We start from the raw sequence: 20081 nt of genomic DNA, 5'->3' as shown, positions 1-20081 counted from the left end.
ACGGCAGAATCGATGCACACCCCCGAGGAGCTCCTATGTCTCAGCCCGACACCGCCCGCCTGCTGATCGCCTGCGACGATCAGCCCGGCATCGTCGCCGCCGTCGCCGGAGTGCTCTCCGCCCACGGTGCGAACATCATCTCCCTCGACCAGCACTCCACCGACTCCGAGGGCGGTCGGTTCTTCCAGCGCACCGTGATCCACCTCCCCGGCCTCTCAGCCGCGCGCACCGCGCTCGAGGCCGACCTCGCGCCGATCGCCGAGCGCTTCGGCATGGAGTGGTCGCTGCACGACACCGCCCGACGCAAGCGCGTCGCGATCTTCGTGTCGAAGTACGACCACTGCCTGATGGAGCTGCTGTGGCGCACTCAGCGCGGCCAGCTCGACATCGACGTCACGATGGTCGTCTCGAACCACCCCGACCTCGCCGAGTCGGTGCGTTCGTTCGGAGTGCCGTTCGTGCACATCCCCTCGGGCGACAAGCAGGCGATGGAGCAGCGCCAGCTCGAGATGCTGCGAGGCAATGTCGATCTCGTCGTGCTGGCCCGTTACATGCAGATCCTGAGCGATGACTTCATCACGGGCCTCGGCGCCCCCGTCATCAACATCCACCACTCGTTCCTGCCCGCCTTCATCGGGGCCAACCCGTATGCCAGGGCGAAGGACCGCGGCGTCAAGCTGATCGGGGCGACCGCCCACTACGCCACCGCCGATCTCGACGAGGGGCCGATCATCGAGCAGGACGTTACGCGCGTCACTCACTCCGAGTCGGCGGCCGAGCTGCAGCGCCGCGGCGCCGACGTCGAACGCCTCGTGCTCGCACGCGCCGTGCAGTGGCACGCCGAAGACCGTGTGATCGTGCACGGCCGCTCGACCGTCATCCTCTGAGACAGGCTTCTCGGCTCTCGTCGCGCTCAGGCGTTCGCGGGGACTCCTGCCACCAGCTCGGCGAAGGTCTCCGCCGCAGTCGAGCATCGGGCTAGCGGCGCCCCCTGCCCCATCCAGAGCGACTGCAGCTCCCCGAGGTTCTGCTCACCCGCCGCGGCGCGGAACTTGCCCGTGAGCCAGTTCTGCATCGGGAACGGGGCGATCGTTCCACTCGCCTCGATCGCGCGCACCGCGCGGTTGCGCACTCCCCGGGCGAGACGCCCGCTCATCGATCGCGTGAGCACGGTGCCGTCGGCGCTCGTCGACCGGATCGCGTCGCGATGCGCCTGGTTCGCTGCCGACTCCGCTGTCGCCAGGAAGGCCGTGCCGACCTGCACTCCCGAGGCCCCCAGGGCGAAGGCGGCTGCGACGCCACGCCGGTCGGCGATGCCGCCCGCCGCGATGACCGGCACATCGACGGCATCCACGACCTGCGGCACGAGCGAGAAGGTGCCGATGAGCGACTCCTCGGCCGGGCGCAGGAACGATACGCGGTGGCCTCCGGCCTCGAAGCCGGTCGCGACGACGGCATCGACTCCCGCCTCGGCGAGGGCTGCGGCTTCCGCGACCGTCGTCGCTGTCGCCACGACGCGGATGCCGCGGCGACGTGCCTCGTCGATGAACTCGCCGGAGGGGATGCCGAAGACCGTGCTGAGCACGGGCGGCGCCGACTCCCAGATCGCGTCGAGCTGCTCGTCGAGCGGGGGCACGTATCGCTCGGGGCGTGCCGGCATCTCGAGGCCGACCGCATCGTAGAACGGCTGCAGCGCCTGCGCGAACACGGCGTGCTGCGGGTTCGGCTCGACCTCGTCGCCGGTCGGCAGCCAGATGTTCACGGAGAACGGGCGCGAGGTCGCCTCCCGCAGCGCTGCGACGGTCGAGCGGATGCGGTCACCGTCGTAGCCATACAGCCCGTAGCCGCCGAGTCCACCGGCTTCGCTGACGGCCGCGGTGAGTCTCACGGACGAGAGCCCGCCGAACGGACCGAGGAAGACGGGGTGTTCGATGCCGAGCAGCGCACGCAGATCAGTCATGCATCGAGGCTATCTCCGCTCTCCCGCCTCGCGGCGAGCGCGGACGACCGATCCCCTGTTCGGACGCCGGTGATAATCTCGGCGTGAGGGATCAGGCGTGAGGGATCAAGCCTGAGGGATCAAGCCTGAGGGATGAAGGGAGGCGCGCATGAGCGAGTGGTTCGGGCAGATGCTCGGCTTCGTCGCGGCCGCGCTCGGGATCATCGCGGTGCCGGATGCCGCAGCCCTCGGTGTCGCCATAGCGCTCATCGCCCTGACGACGCTCACCATCGCCGTCGCGCTGAGCCTGGCACCGCCCTCGCCGAGCACCGCTCCGCATCCGCTGCGGGCGATCGATGTGTCGACGCTGCTCGCGCAGAGCGATCCCGATGCCGCCGGTCACCCGCGCCCTCGTGCGCCGGGAGTCGCCGTTCCCGCGTAGTCCGTCCTCGTACGGGACTGCGCGGCTTTCGCCGACCCTTCCCGACACACGAACGGACTTCCATGGACATCTTCGCCTTCCCACCCCTGACATTTCTGCTCGATGCGGCGTACGGCGCCCTCGCCGGGCTCTCCTCACTGCTCGAACCCTTCGCCGGAGCATCCGCCGCTGCCCTCGCTGTGGTGCTCGTGACGCTTCTCGTGCGCACGCTGCTGATTCCCGTCGGCGTCTCGCAGGCGAAGGCCGAGCAGACCAGGGCTCGCCTCGCCCCTCGGCTGCGCGAGCTGCAGCGTCGACACAAGAAGAACCCCGAACGCCTCCAGAAGGAGATGCTCGAGCTCTACCGCTCCGAGAACACGTCTCCCTTCGCCGGCATGCTGCCGGTGCTCGCCCAGGCGCCGGTCGTCGGCATCCTGTACACGCTGTTCATCCGCCCGGACATCGCGGGGCACGCGAACGACCTGCTCACGCATGACCTGTTCGGTGCGCCGCTCGGAACGAGCCTCGTCTCGGCCGTCTTCGGCGGCACGGCGACACCGGAGACGCTGCTGGTGTTCGGCGCCCTGATCGCCGTGATGCTCGCGGCGGCCGATATGACGCGGAGGGTCTTCCGGCCGACGCAGGTCGACGAGAACTCGCCGCTGAGCTCGCCGACCATGCTGAGGGTGACGAGCGCTCTGCACTATCTGACGGCCGTGTTCGCCGTGTTCGTGCCTCTCGCGGCCGCGCTCTACCTCACGGTCACTGTCGTCTGGACGCTGGTGCAGCGCATGCTGCTGCGGCGACGCTATCCCCTGCCCGTGCCGGCCGAGGTCAGAGCCTGACGTTCGGCGTTCAGTCCGGCAGCGGGATCGGAGCCGTGAAAGGCCCGGTCTCGTCGCCGAGGCGTTCATCATCCGCGCCGGCGCCGTCTCGTGCGGCGGCATCGGCTCGGCGACGCTGACGCCGCACGCCCAGAGTCGTGCCCACGCTCGCCGCGACGACCAGTGCGATCGCGAGCATCCGCAGCGGAGTGGCCGACTGGCCGAGGATCAGCCATCCGGCGAGCGTCGCGAAGGCAGGTTCGAGGCTCAGCAGCACGCCGAACACACGCTGCGGCAGGCGACGGAGCGCCGCGAGCTCGAAGCTGTAAGGGATCACCGACGACAGCACGGCGGTGACCGCGGCGAGCAGCAGCAGCTGCATGTCGCCCGCGACCGTGACGGCCGCCGGCACCCCGACCGGGATCAGCAGCACCGCGGCCACGACCAGACCCACCGCGAGCCCGCTCGTGCCCGGGATGATCGCACCGACTCGCGCGCTCACGCGGATGTACATCGCCCAGAAAGCCGCAGCGATCAGGATGAAGACGAGGCCGAGAGGGTCGAGCGGCTCGGCGCCGATCAGTCCGTCGACGCCGAGCAGCACCATGCCGAGCAGTGCGACGCCCACCCAGGCGGCATCGGCGAGGCGTCGGGTCAGCACAGCCGCCAGCACCAGCGGACCGAGGAACTCGATCGCGACGGCCGGCCCGAGCGGGATGCGGTCGATGGCCGCATAGAAGAAGCCGTTCATCGCCGCGAGCGCGACTCCGAACAGCACGGCGGCGAGCCACTGCTCCCTCGTCCAGCGCACCGGCCGAGGACGCGCGATGACGACCAGCAGCAGCGCCGCGATCGCGACACGCAGCGACGTCACGCCCCACGGACCGAGCACCGGGAACAGCTGGGCCGCGACGGCCGCCCCGAACGGCAACGACAGGCAGGAGCAGATGACGAGCGCGACGCCCACGAGCGGGCGGGACGACGCGGACCGCTTCACCCCGCAAGCCTACGACCCGGAACGATGCCGGCGAGCTCGGGGGTCAGAGGTGCTTGCCTCCGGTGACCGCGAGCACTGCCCCCGAGGTGTACGACGACTCGGCCGAGGCGAGGTACACGTACGCGCCGGCGAGCTCGGCCGGCTGTCCTGCCCGGCCGAGAGGCGTGTCGGAGCCGAAGGTCTTCACCCGCTCATCGCTCCAGCCGGTCGCCGGGATGAGCGGCGTCCAGATGGGTCCGGGGGCGACCGCGTTCACGCGGATGCCACGCTCGCCCGCCTCCTCGGCGAGCGCCTTCACGAAGGCGACCTGCGCAGCCTTGGTCATCGCGTAGTCGACGAGGTTGGGTGAGGGCTCGAACGCCTGCACGGACGCCGTCACGATGATGCTCGCCCCTGACTCCAGGTGCGGGTACGCCGCCCTGGCCGAGTACAGCAGCCCGAACAGGTTCGTCTCGAACACGCGGCGCATCCTGTCGGTCTCGAGGTTCTCGAAGCCGTCGATGTCGTGCTGGTAGGCAGCGTTCAACACCAGGATGTCCAGCCCGCCGAGGCTGCTCCGGGTCTCCGAGACGACCTCGGTCGCGAAGGCCTCATGTCGCAGATCTCCGGCAAGGCTGAGCGCCTGTCTTCCTTCGGCGCGGACGAGTTCGATCGTCTCGTCGGCATCCGACTGCTCCTCGGGCATGTGCGTGATCGCCACGTCGGCTCCCTCACGGGCGAAGGCGACCGCGACTGCCCGGCCGATTCCCGAGTCACCGCCCGTGATCAGGGCTCGCCGGCCCTCGAGCCGCGCGTGTCCCACGTACGACGTCTCGCCGTGATCGGGCACGGCTCGCATCTGATCGGTCAACCCCGGCTGGTCCAGCTGCTGAGCGGGGAACTCCTCCTCGCGGTGCTGGCTGCGGGGGTCAGGCGTGCTGTCTGCCATGGTGTCTCCTCTTCCTCGCGACTGGCGACTGGCGGCTCACGACTGGCGACCACCGTTCGTGGCGCGCGTCGAGCGTCAATCGAGACTCGCGCCCTCTCTGCACCCTCGGCAGGGGGTTGACAATCCACGCTCCGACCGACGATCGGACAGGGAGGAGCGGGGACGTGGACGGCGAACGGGAGCCTCAGCCCGCTCAGGCCGTGGGAGCGGGCGGCGCGTCGTCGCCGGTGGCGACGGAAGTCTCCTGCGGCTCGGGAATCAGATAGAGACCGCTCGGAGCATTGGCGGTGAACGCGAGGGCGTCGACCCACGCCCGATTGATCGACGGCTGCCGGCTGCCGAAGTACTTGAAGACGAGCGAACTGCCCGGCTGGATCCACACGGTCGTGCGGCCTCCTCCGACGCTGGCATCTTCGCGCCAGCTGAAGGGGAAGGGCTCAGCGCGGCGCAGCTTGGCGGTCATCACGAGCTGCAGATGAGTGAGGGTGCGATCCTCGATCTCGGTCTTCACATTGCCCTCGTAGATGAACTTGCCCATTCTGCTTCTCCTCGGGTCTCCGGGTCTTCGCCATGAAGTTTATGGGAATCCGCGGCTCGCCTCGACGGGTGCAGAAGCGGCCGAAGTCAACCCCCTGCGTGCGAATCCTCGGTCACGTATCCTGGCATGGACCGCGAGGAGACCCATCATGAACGCACGACACATCGACGACCGTTCCGACGAGGGATACACCCCTACGACAACCCACGCCGAGTTCGGTGAGGGCAATCCCCGACTTCGGGTCAGCCGCGGCGGAGAGCGCGCGGAGTTCGCCCTCGAGGTCGACGTGGTGCGCATCGGCTCGGCCGCCGACAACGAGCTGCCACTCGAGGGCGCCGACCTCGTGCACGCGACGATCACGCACGACGATCGCGACGAGTACGTGCTCGAGCTGCACGGCGAGGGTGAGATGAACAGCAACCCCGAGGCCACCGCCACGCACCCGGGCGACCGATCCCAGACGCTGCGCACGGGTGCGCGCTTCACGGTCGGAGAGTGGGAGCTCGTCTACGCACGCGACGAGTTCGCCGATCACGGTCGTCCCTTCGGCGGACGTCTCGGCGGCGAGTACTCCGACCAGCCGCTGCAGCCGCCTCGGCCCGACTACTCCGACGAGGCGAACGTCGAGTCGGACGCACCGACGCACGCCGACTCCGCTGAAGAGAAGTGACCGCGGAGCAGTCGTCGCTGGAGCGGTTGAGCGAGGTGGCGACTGAACGCGGGTTGCGCATCTGCGTCGTCGAGTCGCTGACCTCGGGTCGCTTGGCGAGCACGATCGGCGCGGGCAGCAGTGCCGGCGACTGGTTCGCCGGCGGCATCGTCGCCTATCTCACCGACGTCAAAGAGAACCTGCTCGGTCTCACACCGGGCACCGATCCGTGCTCGGCCGAGTCCGCCGAGCACCTCGCCGAGAGCGCGCGACGGCTCTTCGACGCCGACGTCTGCATCTCCACCACCGGAGTCGGGGGTCCTGAGCCCGAGGGCGGGCACGACCCCGGCACTGTCTTCCTCGGATGGGCGACGGGCGACGGAGTCGGTCATCGGATGCTGGCGCTCACCGGCGATCCGCAGGAGGTCCTCGACGAGACGGTCGACACCGCGATGCGGCTGCTCGTGTTCCACGCCGAGGGGATCCGACCTGCGGGCCCGCGGCGCTCCGGGCCGTCGACGAGCGTGCGGGACGAGCCGGCCGACTGAGAGCCCTCGCTCTCCGTCGGATCCCCCTGCCGAGCAGAGCGACGGGTTCAGAGCCGAGTTCAGCGCCCCGGCACGAGGCCGATGCGCAGCGGCGCACCGGGAGCGGATGCCGCGGCGATCGCCTCGTCGATGGCTGCGAGCTGCCGCACCTCTCCGACCGCATCCGCGAAGGGGTAGGCGCGTCCTCGCCCGGCGAGGAATCCGACGGCCTCGGCCAGTTCGGCTACGGTGTAGTTGTGCACGCCGGTGACGGTCACGAGGCGACGCACCATGCTCTCGGCGTCGAACGGCACCGGTTCAGCGGGGAAGACGCTTCCGACGAGCACGACCGTGCCCCGGGTGCCGACGCCGGCGAGAGCCTCGGCGACGGCATGCCCCGAGGCCTCGATCACGACGTCCGGGTCACGATCGATACGGCCCGCACCGAATCGTGCCGCCAGTGCGAGCCGTGCGGGAGCGGGGTCGAGCACCTCGACCGTCGCACCCCGCTCCACGGCGATCGCGGCGGCCGACAGCCCGACCAGCCCGGCTCCGTGGATGCGCACGGCTGCGCCCTCGAGGTCGTGGTCACGCGCAGCTCTGGCGACGGCGGCCCAGGCGGTCGCGGTCGCGCACGACGCCGGGGCGAGCACCGAGGCCGGCAGCGACTCCGGCACCCGGACGATCGCGGTGCCCGCTCGCACCTGGACGTGCGTGCCGAAGGCTCCGGAGAGATCCCCGTGCACGCCTATCCGGTCGTGGCCGTACTTGCCCAGCGTGCGGCATTTCTGCGGCACGCCCTGTGCGCATCGGTCGCAGGTACCGCACGAGATCGTGACCGACCAGACCACCCGGTCGCCGATGCGCACCGGGGTGCCGTCGACGGCGATCGCCCCGTCATCGCCCAGGGCGATCACGCGTCCGACGCTCTCATGGCCGAGCACCAGGGGCACCGGAGCCGACCGCCGCCCCTGCACGGTGTGCACGTCGGACCCGCAGATGGTCGACATCTCCACCGCGACCAGCACGTCGTTCTCGCCGAGCGCGACACCCGGCACCGCGATGGTCTCGTGCGGGTGCCCTTCGCCGATCCACACCATCGCGGTGGCCGCGGGGCGCAGGGCGACGTCGCGGCGGTGGCCGGGTGGTCGGATCAGCACGGTTCCCATGTCGGTCCCTCAGGCGGTGGGCGTGAGCGTGAGCAGCCCACTCGCGGCGAGCGCGCTGCGAAGGTGCGTCACGTCCGGGAGCACGACGTCGGCGCCGGCGAGCTCGAGGGCACTCGAGTCATGGGCACCCGTGAGCACGCCGGCCACGAAGCCGGCACCGGCACGGCGACCCGATTCGACATCGCTGACGGTGTCTCCCGCGACGGCGACCGACGCGACCGACGAGGTCTGCGTGCGGATCAGCGCCGTGAGCACGAGGTCGGGCGCCGGACGGCCTCGTCCCGCATCGACCGGCGAGAGGGCCAGGTCGACGAGACCGTTCCATCCGAGACCGTCGATCAGCGCATCGCGGGTGACCGGCGCGAACCCGGTCGTGAGCACGACGACCAGACCGGCATCCTTCAGGCTCTGTATGGCGTCCGCCGCGCCGGGGATCTCGGCGACCCCCTGCTCGGCGACGATCTCTGCGTAGGCACCCTCGAACGCCGCCGTCGCCCGCTCGGCTGCGGCCCGGTCCCCGCCCGCGAGATGTGTGAAGACGTCGATCTTGGACTGCCCCATGGTCGCGCGCACGTGGGCGAGCGCGTCGTCCCACGGCATCCGGTCTGCAACGCCGGTGCGCTCGGCGGCACGCTGGAACGCCGTCTCGACGACGCCGTCGTCGAGCACTGTCGTGCCTGCCATGTCGAGCACCACGAGTTCGAGTGCCGGAGGAGCGGAGAGGTGAGTGGTCATGAGGTTCCTTCCATTGCGGGTGCCCACCCGAAGGCGGCGGTGAGATTCTCTTCGGCGAGCCCCAGACCCGTGGTCATTCCGATGCCGGTGGTCGCGGCGAGCACCAGCATCCCCTCCTCGACTCTGTCGATGAGGAAGTCGTGCTGCGTCTTGGCATAGACGCCCTGCCAGCGCTCGAGCACCCGCGGTGCCGGCATGTCGAACAGCGCCTCCGCCTGGGCGAGGAACGCGGTGAACGCCGCCTCCGGCTGGAACGGCTCGGGCGCCGTCGACGTGGCGTGCGAGTCGCCGATGATGAGTGAGCCGTCCGGCAGCTGCGTGTACATCTGGTTGAGATCGAGTGCCGCGAGGTCGGGGCGCTCGGAGTGCAGCCGGTCACGGAGGGCACCGGTCGCCGCACCGTCTGCGAAGCGCCCGTACCGCACGAGCGACCAGCCGGTCAGCAGCGGGGCCGCGAGCGGATGCCGGAACGTCACCGCCGCGCGCATCATGTCGAGCGCGCACCGCTCGACACCGGCGCGCTCAGCCACCTCGGGCAGCAGCTGGTCGACGTCGTGATTGACCGCGACGACCACGGCGCCGGCCGTGAGAGTGCCTCTCGTCGTCTCGACGCGTCGCCCGGCGACCGAGGTCACCGCTGTGCGGAAGCGGAAGTCGACTCCGTGCGCGGTGAGGTGTCGGACGATCGCTGCCGCGGCGGTGCGCGGATCGGTCTGCAGGTCGGTCTCGATGTGCGCGCCGCCGACGAGCGCCTCCGCACGCAGCGGGGCGAGACGCAGCAGCTCGTCCGTCTCCAGCATCCGGATTCCGCCGTCGGCGGCAGCGTGCTCGAGCACTGCGATCTCGTCTGCGTGACGGGCGGCGACCAGCGTGCCGGATTCGCGGAGCCAGAAGCCCGCATCGTGCGCGAGGCGCAGCCACAGGTCACGGGAGAGGTCGGCATAGCGGCGCGCCTCGCCGTTCTGCGCGCCGATGCAGAGGTGGCCGAAGTTGCGGATCGTCGCCCCCACCGGGGCATCGGCTCTGTCGACGACGATCACCGTCAGGCCCCGCCGAACTGCGGCGTACGCAGCGCCGAGGCCGATGATGCCGGAGCCGACGACGACGACGTCCGCCGAGTGGTTCGCTCTGCCGTCGCCGTTCATCGGAACACCTTTCGCATCCACATCGCGAGTCCTTCGACCACGAGCACCGTGACGAGGATCATCAGCACGATCGCGGTCACGGTCTCGTAGCGCGAACCCTGGCTGGCGTTGAGCAGGTAATAGCCCACGCCACCGCCACCGACGATGCCGAGGATGGTCGCCGCGCGGATGTTCGTGTCGAGCATGTAGAAGCTGTGCCCGATGAGCGCCTGCATGCCCTGCGGCACGGTCGCCGAGGTGTAGGTCTGCAGACGGGTGGCGCCGACGGCGCGGAGCGCGCGCTCGGGGCCGCGGTCGACCTCTTCGAGAGAGTCGGCGATCAGCTTGCCGAGCAGTCCGATGCCGCCGATCGCGAGCGCGATGACCCCCGCCTGCGCGCCGAGTCCGGTGATCACGACGAGCACGATGGCGAGGATCAGCTCGGGGATGCCGCGGATGCCGACGAGCAGGAACCGGGCGGCACCGCGGGCGCCCGGGCCGGGTGCGACGTTGCTCGCCGCGAGCGAGCCGAGGATCAGCGACGGCAGCAGAGTGAGCACGGTCGCGGCGAGCGCGATCGCGACCGTGTCGCGCATGGCTGCGATCATCGCGGACGCCTCGTAGCTGCCGAAGGACGGCGGCCAGAACCTCGCGACGACCTCGGGGAGCTTGGCCCAGACCGTGAAGAAGTCGAGCCAGTTGATCTGACTGACGACGACGCTGCCGATCACGACGAGCACCGCGACGACGACACCGCTCGTGTTGCGCACGCGCTCTGCTGTCCACGGCCGTCGTACCGCGGTCTGAGGGCTGGCTGCCCATGCGGGGCGTGCGGTCGTGCTCATGCTCGCCGAGCCGCTGAGTCGCGGGTGGATGATGCGGTCGATCCACGACCGGGTCTGCCGCTGCTGGCCGAGCATCGCCCCGCGCACCAGGCTCGAGATGATCTCCATCGCGACGCACAGGATGAAGATGACCAGCGCGATGCCGAGCCCCTTGCCGTAGTTCAGCGACTTGAACGCGTAGGACATCTCGAGCCCGAGGCCCGCCACGCCCACGTAGCCGAGCACCACGCTGCCGCGCAGGTTGATGTCGTTGCGGTGCAGCACCGTCGCGACCCAGCTCGGCAGCACCTGGGGAAGGATGCCCGAGGCGAACTCCTGCATCTTCGATCCGCCGGCAGCGCGGATCGCGAGGCGGGGGCCCTCGTCGATCTGCTCGATCGCGTCGGCGAACATCTTCGAGATCATGCCGATCGAGTGGATGCCGATGGCCAGGATGCCGGGGAGCGTGCCGAGCGAGAACATGAGCACGAACGCCATGGCGAGCACGACGTCCGGGAGCGCGCGGGTGAGGACCCCCACGAATCGCGCCGCGGCCCGCCAGCCGTTGCCAGGGGTCGTGTTGGATGCTGCGAGGTAGGCGATCGGCACCGAGAGCGCGGCGGCGAGCAGCGTGCCGACGAGCACCAGCCCCACCGTGAGGGCGATCAGCCACGCGAGGTCGGCCGGCGCAGGGAACGAGAGTCCGCCGACACGGGCCATGAAGTTCTCGGCGTTGCCCCAGCTCTGCACCATCGCCGGGATCGAGATGCCGACCTCGTCGACCGCGAGGATCCCGAGCACCAGGAGAGCCACCAGGGTGAGCCCGGCGGCGATGCGTTCGGCAGAGATGGGGCGTCGGGGCGCGCGTTCGGAGACAGTGGAACGTCGTGGGGCCGCGGGCGCCGAGGGCGCGTCGGAGAGCACGGTCATGAGACGCGGGCCTTGTCGATGTCGGCGATGTCGGCGACGTCGGCGATGTCGACCGTGATCTCGGTGAGCTCGTCCTGCACGGCACGGATCTCCGCGGTGGTCGTGGCGACACGACCGTAGATCTCCATGACCTCGGCCTTGGTGAGGTCTCCGGTCGGCGTGTCGAGCACGATCTCGCCGTGCCGCAGGCCGACGATGCGGTCGGCCCACGAGATCGCGAGGTCGACCTGGTGCAGACTGCAGACGACGGTGAGGCCCTCGTCGGCGGCGATCTCGCGGATCAGCGCCATCACCTGGTCGCTCGACTCGGGGTCGAGCGAGGCGACGGGCTCATCGGCGAGCAGGATGTCGGGCTTCTGCATCAGAGCGCGGGCGATGGCGACGCGCTGCTGCTGGCCGCCTGAGAGGGTGTCGCTGCGCTGGTAGGCGCGGTCGAGGAGTCCGACGCGGTCGAGGTGCTCGAGGGCGCGCAGCTTCGCCGCCTTCGAATAGCCCCAGAGTCCGAGTCGCGGTCCGCGGACCTCCGACAGCGATCCGGTGAGCACGTTCTCGAGCACGGTGAGCGAGGGCACGAGCTCGAACTGCTGGAAGATGAAGCCGACCCGACTGCGGAGGCGTCGCAGCGCCTTGCCTGTGAGCGTCGGAACCGCGGATCCGAGCACCTCGATGTCACCGGAGGTCGGGACCTCGAGCCCGTCGAGGTGGCGCAACAGCGTGGATTTGCCCGAGCCGGAGAGCCCCAGCAGCACCACGATCTCGCCTCGCGACACCTGCAACGACGCGTTCTTGAGCGCCGTCGTCGAGCCGAAGGTCTTCGTCACGCCGTTCAGGCGGATGAGGGCGTCGGATGCCGTGTTCATGTCAGTTCTCCTCGTGATTCTCTGAAGCTCGATCGTTGAGCGAGCGAAGCGGGACGACACGCAGCGGACCCTCAGTGCGTCTCGTCCCGCTCGCCTCGCTCCCGCGCTCAACGAGCGGGAGCGAGGCGGGTGTCGCGTGTCAGCCCTGGCACTGCTCCGCTTCGGTCTCCTTGCAGATGTCGCGGATGAGGTCGTAGTACGCGTCGTCGACCGGCTTCGTGGCGAAGAAGACGCTGCGGAACGAGTCGCTGTCCGCGCTCTCGACGCCGGCGGCGATGATGTCATCGATCGTGATCTCGGAGAGAGCGTCGACGAGTTCCTGGGCGACGTCGTCGGGCAGAGCCGACGAGTAGACGAGCGGAGCGCCCGGCACCATGGTCTCGTCGACGATCTTCACGGCATCCGACTTCGCCACCTCGGAGTCTTCGGCGAAGCCGACCTCGCACTCGACACCCTCGCCGACCTTCTGCACGCTCACGTCATGCTTGCCCGCGAAGACCGGGGTGATGTCGGTCTTCGGGTCGATGCCCGCCTCGATCAGGTTGTACGAGGGGAACAAGTAGCCGGATGTGGATGACGGATCGACGAAGCAGACCTTCTTGCCCTCGAAGTCTTCGATGCTCGAGATGTCGCTGTCGACCGGCACGATCGCCTGCGAGTAGTAACCGGGCTCCTGCCCCTCCTCCGTGACGATCGACGAGATCGGGGTGAGCTTCGCACCGTTGTTGGTGGCAGTGACATAGGTGAAGCCCGAGAACGAGGCCACGTCGACCTTCCCGGCGACGGAGGCCTCGATGAGAGCGGCGTAGTCGGTGGACTCGTGGTACTCGACCGATTTGCCGGTGATCTCGGCGATGTAGTCCATCAGCGGCTGGTAGTTCGTCTCGGTGTCGACCGAGTCGGGCACGACGCCGAAGACGAGCGTGTTCTCGTCGACTGCGAAGCCGCTCGCAGTCGACGACGCGTCGGCACCGGATGCGCCGGTGGCCTCAGCCGAACCGGAACAGGCGGCGAGGCCGAGCGCGAGGATCGCGGCACTGGCGAGTACGGGGAGAGCGCGGAGCTTCATGAGGACCTTTCAGGGTGGGAGGGGTGATCCACGAGCAACTCTGACAGGGCCAGGGTCGAGATATATACCTAACTTGCAAGAGTTCAAGGTCCGTTCACCCGGGATTTCCTGGGGTGAACGTCGTCAGAACGCTCGCCCCTTGCCTTCCAGCACGAAGTAGTATGCCTATGTGGCCGAAGCTGTATACACCCAGATCGCAGACGACCTGCGCGCGCAGATCGCGGCGGGCACCCTGCGCCCCGGCGATGACGTGCCCACCGAGTCGGAGCTCGCCGAACGGTGGCACACGTCGCGTGGTCCCATCCGGAACGCGCTGGCGACGCTGCGCAGCGAGGGCCTGATCGAGACCGGACGCGGCCGCCCCGCTCGGGTCGTCTCCCGCAAGGCGAGCCAGGCCGTCGACATGTCGGTGCCGTTCACGCGCTGGGCCCGCGATCTCGGCGTGGCTCCCGGTGCGCAGACGCAGGAGCTGAGCCTTCGCCGGGCGGGCGACCGCGCCGAGCTTCTCGGGGTCTCGCCCGATGACACGATCGTCAGCGTGGTGCGGCTCCGTCTGCTCGACGGCCGGCCGACGATGCTCGAGCGCCTCTTCTACACCGAAGCCGTCGGGCGCCGACTGCTCGATGTCGACACCGACGAGATCTCGATCACCGAGTACCTCGCGTCGATCGGACACCCGATCGTCGGGCTCGAACACCAGATCGACGCGGTCGCGGCCGACGATCAGGATGCCGCCCTCCTGCGGGTGCCGCAGGGCACGCCGATCCTTCGCCTCAGCCGAGTCTCTCGCGATGCGAGCGGGCGCATCTTCGAGGCGTCCGAAGACCGATACCTCAGTGAGGTGGTGCGATTCACGGTCGCGGCGTCCGGGATCTCGACGGACGGGCACTACATGCGCGCAGTGGGCGGCTAGGAGGCGGCCGGTCGACGTCGATTCCGGGGAGGAAGAGTCCTCGGAGAGAAGAAGCCGATCGCGAGCGCGCTGGGGATCAGATTCCAGAGATCGCGCTCGCGATCACAGCGCTGGGGATGCGCTATTTCTGGGGTATACCCAATGTAAGCTCCCGGCTACACCATGGAACACGGTCTATAGTCGAGACCTACCCTGGACTTTTGTCTAGGTATTCAGTCGAGACCCGCGGAATTCCGGGGGCTTGCTCACAGAGTTCCGGTATACCAGTTGCGGATTCGGGCGGGATTGCGTCGCCGAGATGCCGGAATACCGGTTCTGTCAGACGATCGGCAGGAGTGCCGACACGACCCAGCGTCCGTCCACTTCTCCTGCGCTGAACTCACCGCTGGCTCCGAGCACGCGCTCGGCCATGCGGCCCACGCCGGTGCGGCTCGACGAGAGCTCGCGACGCGGCGTCGCCGAGAGCGGGCTGCTCACCGTCAACTTCGCGGCGTCGTCATCGATCTCGAATCGAATCAGGACTTCACCCTCCCCCGCGTATTTGAGGACGTTGGTGGCCGACTCGCGCAGGATGCGCGCGAGGATGATCTCGGCTGCGCGTGGGATGCGCTCGTCAGAGGGGTCGCCGTCGACGACCACGGCGTGACCCGCGGACTCGAACTCCTGCTGGGCCTCTTCGACGGAGGCGGCCAGATCGCCCGAGGGCATGCCCTCGGACCGGGGTCCGTCGTCTGCGAGGTCGATCACGAAGCGGAGGTCGGTCATCGCCTTGCGTGCGGCGATGCGGATCGCCTCCTGCGATTCGCTGCTGGTGCGATCGTCGTCGAGCATCTGCACGTGCAACGCCACCACGGTGAGGTGGTGCGCGATGCTGTCGTGCAACTCGCCGGCGATCCAACGTCGCTCAGCGAGTACGGCCTGACGTTCCTGCTCGGCCTTCTCGGCCAGCTGCACCTCGAGCGTCCGCCCTCGAGCGAACGCGATGCGAAGTGCGAAGCCGACGGCGCCGGATACTGCGGCGCCGACCAGGAAGATCGCGATATTGAAGGCATCCCTCGAGTCGCCAGTGACGACCAGTGCGGATGCGAGGAGGAAAACTCCGGCATAGGACAGGACCAAGGAGGTCCACCCCAGACGCACGATCAAGCCTGCCGCGAAAGCGGCGGTCGTGAGCACCTGGGCTTCGATGCCGGGGATGAAGGAGAGTGCGAACACCACGCCGAGGGCGTATGTCGCGATCAGTGGCGACCAGAGATACAGGGCCAAGACCGCGGTGGATGCGATCCCGAGTGCCGCCGTCAGAGGATCCAATCCCGGAGGAAGGAACAGTCCGACTGTGTCGAAGGTGACGATCGTTCCGACGACCGCCAGTACGGCGATCCGTTCGATCGTGCTGAGCTTCTCGCCCTTTCCGAGTCGGGTGACGTCTGCGCGTTCACCCGCCGGAAGACTTGAAGCCATACTTCAGTATCTCCTTTCCGCCATATATATTAACGGTAAAAGCCGAAAAAGAGTCCAACCTGGTTCCAGAAAGACATAGAGATTCACCTCCTTTTATTGCACTTTTGACTAGCGATGTACTCATCTTCTCGGTGATCTTCTCGCACCACATCTGTCGCACGTCTAGACCTCGATAGCCAAAGGTCTAGACGATCGCGTCGCAGGTCCACCCCGGTTAGGCTTCGTCCATGTCCCAAATCCGCGTCGTGATCGTCGATGACGATCCCCTGGTGCGCTCAGCGCTCTCTCACTTCGTCTCACGGGACCCCGAGATCACTGTGGTCGCAGAGGCGGAGTCTGGGCTCGAGGGCATAGAGGTGGTGGGACGCGAGCATCCCGATGTCGTGATGATGGACGTGCAGATGCCGGAGATGAATGGCATCGAGGCCACTGCCGTCATCAGTGAGCGATGGCCTGAGGTCAGGATCCTGGCCGTCACCACGCTCGACGGCAGCGACACCGTGCTGCCGATGCTCAGTGCAGGCGCATCGGGTTATCTGTTGAAAGACTCCAGTGCTGCGAGCATTCTCGAGGGCGTGCGGGAGGTCTACAGCGGAGCGAGCTCACTGTCACCACGCATCGCTTCGCTGCTGATCAAGCACGTGCGCGACACCGAGCCGGTGGGTGGCGACGACACGCTCGAGGCGCTCACCGATCGCGAGCAGGAGGTGCTGCAGCGCCTGGCCCAGGGCATGTCGAACGCGGAGATCGCACGGACGCTGATCGTGTCGGAGGGAACGGTGAAAGCGCACCTGGGTCGCATCATGTCGAAATGGCACGTTCGCGACCGCGTGCAGATCCTGGTGACGGCAGCGCACGCCGGCCTGGTGGACTTCCGCTGAGACCGCGTCGCGGGTCAACCCGTTCGGGCGAGGTGCGTCCGGAGCCGATCGGCGGGGAGGCTGAGTCGTGGGGTGCGCCAGCGCTGCGCGGGATCCCACCATGCCGGTCCGCGCACCTGCGGGCGCCCGCCATTCATCCGGATCTCCCACTGCGAAGTGTCGAGGGAGCGGTGGTGCCACCAGCACAACGGCACACCGTTATCCGTGTGCGTCGGCCCGCCCTGTGCGTATTCGGTGACGTGGTGGATCTCACACCACGACGCCGGAACGTGGCATCCGGGGATCAGACACTCTTTATCGCGGGCGATGATCGCCCGCCGCTGATGCACAGTGAACACCCGATCCGTCGTCGTGATCCCGATGATCCGTCCTTCATCGAACAGGACCCGCTGAATCACCCCGCTGCACGCGGCCTGCGCACCGACGGAAGCCGGAACGTGGGCGCCAGAGCCGGGGATCGTCGCCCATCCACCGTTGCAGGCGGCGCCACCCGCGCCCGCGCCGAAGGCTGAGCCATGGGCGAGGTCCTTCGCGTCGATGGTGACGACGAGCACCGGTGATGCCCCACCCAACGTGGGCATGTCCTTGTGTCGGGCCGCGATCGCCAACGCCGCTGCGAGCGCATCATGGCGTTTCTGGGCCGCGGTGCGGTCATCGATCACGCTCCGCTCGTCCGAATTGAACGGGTCCTCTCCCACTTCCGCGCCGGCGTCGGCGCCGGCGTCGGCACCATTGCCGGAGTCCGTGCCGCTGCTGGGGGTGAAGAAAACCCCGGGAGTGGGTGGGCCGTCGCCCTTGGGGTTGACGAGCGCGTCCATGATCAATTGGAACTGAGCCGCGACCTCCGGGGTCAGATACCCGCGGATCGCATGCACACCGTCCTTGAGGCGGCCGATCGTGATTCCCCGACGCCGCTTCGCGTCCTCGTCTTTGGGTTCTTCCCCATCGGGGTCGAACATCGACGCGAGATCCTCCGCAAGGCTCTTCAAGTCCTGCGCGGTGGGCGATGGACCGTCCGCATCTGTGTCGTCGTCCGCATCTGTGTCGTTGTCCGCATCCGGCGCGTCGCCGAGTCCCGTATCGAGGCCGCGGCCACGAGCGCACCCCGCCAACGCCACATCCGCCGCCAACCGCTGATCGACCGTGAGCCGATCCCACACCCGCTCGATCGGGCCGGTCGCGGCAAGAAACCCGTCGACCCCGATCACCCCATCCAGCAGCGCCGTCCGCAACTCCGACCACCGCGCGGGAAGCCGCTCCCCCGACACCAGACTCACACCCCGCCGCACCCGGTCGATGACCCTTCCCACCCGGGTCGCGCCCCGCGCATCGACCAGCACCGTCCGCTGCAACAGCTCGTTCTCACCCCGGCACCCCGCCGCATGCGGGAAGCCGCCCATCTCCCCCGTCGCGACGGTCTCCACGATCACGGCCTCGACTCGCCGGAACGCCGCCCCCGCGCCCTGCAGCACCGTGATCCGGTCTGCATCGGTCAGGCCTGCGAGCCCGTCATCGGACAGCACCGAATCGAGGTCGGCGATGACCCGATCCAGAAGCTCTGCGGTGCTGTTCATACACCCCAGTCAACCCGCCACCACTGACATTCGACGCTCGAAATCGCCTCTTATTAACCCAGTTCAACGCCATATTCCAATCTCCCGATACTGCGCAGAGCTGGACGCGCGTCCAGTGGCGACGAACAACACGAAGGGAGGCATCACCGGCGGGCGGGGCCTGCCTTCATGAAGACGTCGACAGCATCTTCGCTCTCCAGAACGAAGCCGTGTCGTTCGTACAGCCGACGTGCCGGGCTCGACTGCAGCACGTTGAGCCGGAATGGCCGTGTGCCGTCACCGTCCGCGAGCAGGTGAGCGAGCACAGCCGCTCCTATCCCGCGGCCCTGCGATTCCGGCGCGAGGTAGAAGTGCTCGATCCAGAGCGCGTCTCGTTCGTGCCTCACCGCCACCAGACCGACATCTTCGCCGTCGACGACGATCACGCGGGTGTTCTCGGGAACGAATGCGTCGAGGAAGCGCTGCCGCACGCGCACCGGGTCGTACCGGCCGAGTCGCTCGAGGTCAGGGCGCATCACGACCGCTCTCAGCTCCGCCATCCAGACGGCATCCGAAGGGTGGCTCGCTCGAAGACTCCATCCCGCTGACACAGCATCCATACAACCATCACGAGCAGCGCACTCAGACCGGCCCCTCGCGCACAGCATCCGCACCGGGAACACCGCGCAGCACAGCGGCGCAGCTACAGCGCGAGCAGCACGATCCCGCCGGCGACGACCGCGGACGCGGCGAGGCGCCATCCTGGCCGGCTCTCCTTGAGCGCGAACACCCCGAACAGGCTGACCAGCACGACACTGACCTCGCGCAGCGGTGCGACCAGGGCCACCGGAGCGATCTGGATGGCCGTGAGCACCAGGATGTACGACAGCGGCGACAGGATGCTGAAGGCCACGATACGTCGCCACTGCGTGCGTCCGAGGGTGCGGACGGCCGCCCATCGGCCTCGAACACCGAAGGAGTAGAACAGTATCTCGAGCAGCATCGTTCCGACCATGAAGGCTACGGGCGAGAGGTTCCAGGTGCGCACGGCGTGGGCATCCCAGATCGTGTAGACCGCGATCGCGACCCCGGTGAGCAGGCCGAATACGAGCCCGAGGTCGAGACGTCGCGATCGATCGGCGCGTCCTCGATCGACGAGACCGATCGCGACGACTCCGACGATGATCGCCGCGACGCCGACGAGAGCCAGTGCCGACGGTCGCTCTCCGAGAATCAGCACGGCGACGATGACCGAGAGAAAGGGACCGGTGCCCCTCGCCGTCGCATAGACGGTGGAGAGGTTGCCCTCACGGTATCCGCGCTGGAGCACCGCCATGTAGACCACGTGGAGCACCCCCGAGACGCCGACGCCCACCAGGAACGCGAGCACGTCGTCGGTGCCGAGCCCACCCGTGAAAGGGACGACGCCGATCCAGACGACGGTTCCTCCGACGGCTCCCCACCACAGGAACGGCATCCCCGCGCGGCTCACGCCATGGGCGACGATGTTCCACGCGGCATGCGTGATGGCCGCGGCGATGACGAGAGCGAAAGCGAGAGCGGACACGAGAGACCCTTCCGTTCATCGCGGGCGCGACGAACAGGGTCCTCCGGGCTTTTGTCCTGTCAGATGACGGCGCCCCTGCGGAGGGACACCGTGGCGCCGCTCGGACCAGACGGGACGAACCCCGGAACCCTAGGCGCTATCGAGAGCGACAGTACCTGCTGTGAGTGACCGG

General features: G+C 68.4%; 21 protein-coding genes. 7 read left to right on the top strand and 14 right to left on the bottom strand.

Features of this window, described 5'->3' with window-relative positions; translation table 11 throughout:
- Positions 1–35: 35 nt before the first annotated feature.
- Positions 36–887, top strand: coding sequence for a formyltetrahydrofolate deformylase (purU, locus tag ACIOU8_RS06435; RefSeq protein WP_042540119.1), 852 nt, complete (start codon positions 36–38; stop codon positions 885–887).
- 26 nt (positions 888–913) lie between these two features.
- Here the strand turns inward: purU and ACIOU8_RS06430 are convergent, their stop codons facing one another.
- On the bottom strand, positions 914–1960 hold the full coding sequence (locus ACIOU8_RS06430; protein WP_400787224.1) for an NAD(P)H-dependent flavin oxidoreductase: 1047 nt from the start codon (positions 1958–1960) through the stop codon (positions 914–916).
- Positions 1961–2108: 148 nt separating this feature from the next.
- Between ACIOU8_RS06430 and ACIOU8_RS06425 the strand changes: the two genes are divergently transcribed.
- Both ACIOU8_RS06425 and ACIOU8_RS06420 read left to right on the top strand, forming a co-directional pair.
- Positions 2109–2381, top strand: coding sequence for a DUF6412 domain-containing protein (locus ACIOU8_RS06425; protein ID WP_056373984.1), 273 nt, complete (start codon positions 2109–2111; stop codon positions 2379–2381).
- A gap of 62 nt (positions 2382–2443) precedes the next feature.
- Positions 2444–3205 (top strand): YidC/Oxa1 family membrane protein insertase, encoded by a 762-nt coding sequence (locus tag ACIOU8_RS06420; RefSeq protein WP_400787220.1) that lies wholly within the window; start codon positions 2444–2446, stop codon positions 3203–3205.
- Between the two features lie 10 nt (positions 3206–3215).
- Here ACIOU8_RS06420 and ACIOU8_RS06415 read toward each other — a convergent pair whose 3' ends face one another.
- The 3 genes from ACIOU8_RS06415 to ACIOU8_RS06405 form a co-directional block, all read right to left on the bottom strand.
- The gene (locus ACIOU8_RS06415) at positions 3216–4181 is read right to left on the bottom strand and encodes an EamA family transporter (RefSeq protein ID WP_400787217.1); all 966 of its coding nucleotides are present in this window, start codon (positions 4179–4181) and stop codon (positions 3216–3218) included.
- Positions 4182–4224: 43 nt separating this feature from the next.
- Positions 4225–5109 (bottom strand): SDR family oxidoreductase, encoded by an 885-nt coding sequence (locus ACIOU8_RS06410; RefSeq protein WP_400787214.1) that lies wholly within the window; start codon positions 5107–5109, stop codon positions 4225–4227.
- A 193-nt stretch (positions 5110–5302) separates the two neighbouring features.
- A complete protein-coding gene (locus ACIOU8_RS06405; RefSeq protein WP_400787211.1) occupies positions 5303–5647 on the bottom strand; it encodes an ATP-dependent DNA ligase in 345 nt (114 codons plus the stop codon).
- Positions 5648–5795: 148 nt separating this feature from the next.
- On the opposite strand from ACIOU8_RS06405, the gene ACIOU8_RS06400 reads away from it, so the two are divergent.
- Together ACIOU8_RS06400 and ACIOU8_RS06395 are read left to right on the top strand one after the other, a co-directional pair.
- Positions 5796–6317 (top strand): FHA domain-containing protein, encoded by a 522-nt coding sequence (locus tag ACIOU8_RS06400; RefSeq protein ID WP_400787209.1) that lies wholly within the window; start codon positions 5796–5798, stop codon positions 6315–6317.
- Positions 6314–6844 carry a CinA family protein gene (locus tag ACIOU8_RS06395; RefSeq protein ID WP_400787206.1) on the top strand — a complete coding sequence of 177 codons (531 nt, stop codon included), beginning with the start codon at positions 6314–6316 and terminating at the stop codon, positions 6842–6844. The genes ACIOU8_RS06400 and ACIOU8_RS06395 overlap by 4 nt, the downstream gene beginning before the upstream one ends.
- Positions 6845–6903: 59 nt before the next feature.
- On the opposite strand, the gene ACIOU8_RS06390 is transcribed toward ACIOU8_RS06395, so the two are convergent.
- From ACIOU8_RS06390 to ACIOU8_RS06365, 6 genes are all read right to left on the bottom strand, one after another.
- Positions 6904–7992, bottom strand: coding sequence for an alcohol dehydrogenase catalytic domain-containing protein (locus tag ACIOU8_RS06390; RefSeq protein WP_400787203.1), 1089 nt, complete (start codon positions 7990–7992; stop codon positions 6904–6906).
- A 9-nt stretch (positions 7993–8001) separates the two neighbouring features.
- Positions 8002–8727, bottom strand: a complete 726-nt coding sequence (locus tag ACIOU8_RS06385) for an HAD family hydrolase (protein ID WP_400787200.1) — start codon at positions 8725–8727, stop codon at positions 8002–8004.
- On the bottom strand, positions 8724–9872 hold the full coding sequence (locus ACIOU8_RS06380) for a TIGR03364 family FAD-dependent oxidoreductase (protein ID WP_400787197.1): 1149 nt from the start codon (positions 9870–9872) through the stop codon (positions 8724–8726). The genes ACIOU8_RS06385 and ACIOU8_RS06380 overlap by 4 nt, the downstream gene beginning before the upstream one ends.
- On the bottom strand, positions 9869–11605 hold the full coding sequence (gene phnE / locus ACIOU8_RS06375; RefSeq protein ID WP_400787194.1) for a phosphonate ABC transporter, permease protein PhnE: 1737 nt from the start codon (positions 11603–11605) through the stop codon (positions 9869–9871). Before phnE ends, ACIOU8_RS06380 begins: the two co-directional genes overlap by 4 nt.
- Complete coding sequence (gene phnC / locus ACIOU8_RS06370) at positions 11602–12465, bottom strand: phosphonate ABC transporter ATP-binding protein (protein WP_400787191.1); 864 nt, start codon at positions 12463–12465, stop codon at positions 11602–11604. Before phnC ends, phnE begins: the two co-directional genes overlap by 4 nt.
- A 139-nt stretch (positions 12466–12604) precedes the next feature.
- A complete protein-coding gene (locus tag ACIOU8_RS06365; protein WP_400787189.1) occupies positions 12605–13534 on the bottom strand; it encodes a phosphate/phosphite/phosphonate ABC transporter substrate-binding protein in 930 nt (309 codons plus the stop codon).
- A gap of 169 nt (positions 13535–13703) precedes the next feature.
- Between ACIOU8_RS06365 and ACIOU8_RS06360 the strand changes: the two genes are divergently transcribed.
- Positions 13704–14447, top strand: a complete 744-nt coding sequence (locus ACIOU8_RS06360) for a GntR family transcriptional regulator (RefSeq protein ID WP_400787186.1) — start codon at positions 13704–13706, stop codon at positions 14445–14447.
- 318 nt (positions 14448–14765) lie between these two features.
- On the opposite strand, the gene ACIOU8_RS06355 is transcribed toward ACIOU8_RS06360, so the two are convergent.
- On the bottom strand, positions 14766–15908 hold the full coding sequence (locus ACIOU8_RS06355) for a sensor histidine kinase (RefSeq protein WP_400787183.1): 1143 nt from the start codon (positions 15906–15908) through the stop codon (positions 14766–14768).
- 227 nt (positions 15909–16135) lie between these two features.
- On the opposite strand from ACIOU8_RS06355, the gene ACIOU8_RS06350 reads away from it, so the two are divergent.
- Positions 16136–16789 carry a response regulator gene (locus ACIOU8_RS06350; RefSeq protein ID WP_400787180.1) on the top strand — a complete coding sequence of 218 codons (654 nt, stop codon included), beginning with the start codon at positions 16136–16138 and terminating at the stop codon, positions 16787–16789.
- A 14-nt stretch (positions 16790–16803) separates the two neighbouring features.
- On the opposite strand, the gene ACIOU8_RS06345 is transcribed toward ACIOU8_RS06350, so the two are convergent.
- The 3 genes from ACIOU8_RS06345 to ACIOU8_RS06335 form a co-directional block, all read right to left on the bottom strand.
- Complete coding sequence (locus ACIOU8_RS06345) at positions 16804–18363, bottom strand: DUF222 domain-containing protein (protein ID WP_400787177.1); 1560 nt, start codon at positions 18361–18363, stop codon at positions 16804–16806.
- A 143-nt stretch (positions 18364–18506) separates the two neighbouring features.
- A complete protein-coding gene (locus ACIOU8_RS06340; RefSeq protein WP_400787174.1) occupies positions 18507–18902 on the bottom strand; it encodes a GNAT family N-acetyltransferase in 396 nt (131 codons plus the stop codon).
- 143 nt (positions 18903–19045) lie between these two features.
- Positions 19046–19909: an EamA family transporter gene (locus tag ACIOU8_RS06335; protein WP_400787171.1), complete on the bottom strand. Its 864-nt coding sequence runs from the start codon at positions 19907–19909 to the stop codon at positions 19046–19048.
- Between the last annotated feature and the right edge of the window lie 172 nt (positions 19910–20081).

This window comes from Microbacterium sp. NPDC087589, from assembly GCF_044743635.1.
GTDB lineage: Bacteria > Actinomycetota > Actinomycetes > Actinomycetales > Microbacteriaceae > Microbacterium.
This window is presented reverse-complemented; position numbering and strand designations above follow the sequence as displayed.

Coding starts and splice junctions, on each gene's coding strand:
- purU (WP_042540119.1), top strand. CDS start 36: ATGTCTCAGCCCGACACCGCCCGCCTGCTGATCGCCTGCGACGATCAG.
- ACIOU8_RS06430 (WP_400787224.1), bottom strand. CDS start 1,960: ATGACTGATCTGCGTGCGCTGCTCGGCATCGAACACCCCGTCTTCCTC.
- ACIOU8_RS06425 (WP_056373984.1), top strand. CDS start 2,109: ATGAGCGAGTGGTTCGGGCAGATGCTCGGCTTCGTCGCGGCCGCGCTC.
- ACIOU8_RS06420 (WP_400787220.1), top strand. CDS start 2,444: ATGGACATCTTCGCCTTCCCACCCCTGACATTTCTGCTCGATGCGGCG.
- ACIOU8_RS06410 (WP_400787214.1), bottom strand. CDS start 5,109: ATGGCAGACAGCACGCCTGACCCCCGCAGCCAGCACCGCGAGGAGGAG.
- ACIOU8_RS06405 (WP_400787211.1), bottom strand. CDS start 5,647: ATGGGCAAGTTCATCTACGAGGGCAATGTGAAGACCGAGATCGAGGAT.
- ACIOU8_RS06400 (WP_400787209.1), top strand. CDS start 5,796: ATGAACGCACGACACATCGACGACCGTTCCGACGAGGGATACACCCCT.
- ACIOU8_RS06390 (WP_400787203.1), bottom strand. CDS start 7,992: ATGGGAACCGTGCTGATCCGACCACCCGGCCACCGCCGCGACGTCGCC.
- ACIOU8_RS06385 (WP_400787200.1), bottom strand. CDS start 8,727: ATGACCACTCACCTCTCCGCTCCTCCGGCACTCGAACTCGTGGTGCTC.
- ACIOU8_RS06380 (WP_400787197.1), bottom strand. CDS start 9,872: ATGAACGGCGACGGCAGAGCGAACCACTCGGCGGACGTCGTCGTCGTC.
- phnE (WP_400787194.1), bottom strand. CDS start 11,605: ATGACCGTGCTCTCCGACGCGCCCTCGGCGCCCGCGGCCCCACGACGT.
- phnC (WP_400787191.1), bottom strand. CDS start 12,465: ATGAACACGGCATCCGACGCCCTCATCCGCCTGAACGGCGTGACGAAG.
- ACIOU8_RS06365 (WP_400787189.1), bottom strand. CDS start 13,534: ATGAAGCTCCGCGCTCTCCCCGTACTCGCCAGTGCCGCGATCCTCGCG.
- ACIOU8_RS06355 (WP_400787183.1), bottom strand. CDS start 15,908: ATGGCTTCAAGTCTTCCGGCGGGTGAACGCGCAGACGTCACCCGACTC.
- ACIOU8_RS06350 (WP_400787180.1), top strand. CDS start 16,136: ATGTCCCAAATCCGCGTCGTGATCGTCGATGACGATCCCCTGGTGCGC.
- ACIOU8_RS06345 (WP_400787177.1), bottom strand. CDS start 18,363: ATGAACAGCACCGCAGAGCTTCTGGATCGGGTCATCGCCGACCTCGAT.
- ACIOU8_RS06340 (WP_400787174.1), bottom strand. CDS start 18,902: ATGGCGGAGCTGAGAGCGGTCGTGATGCGCCCTGACCTCGAGCGACTC.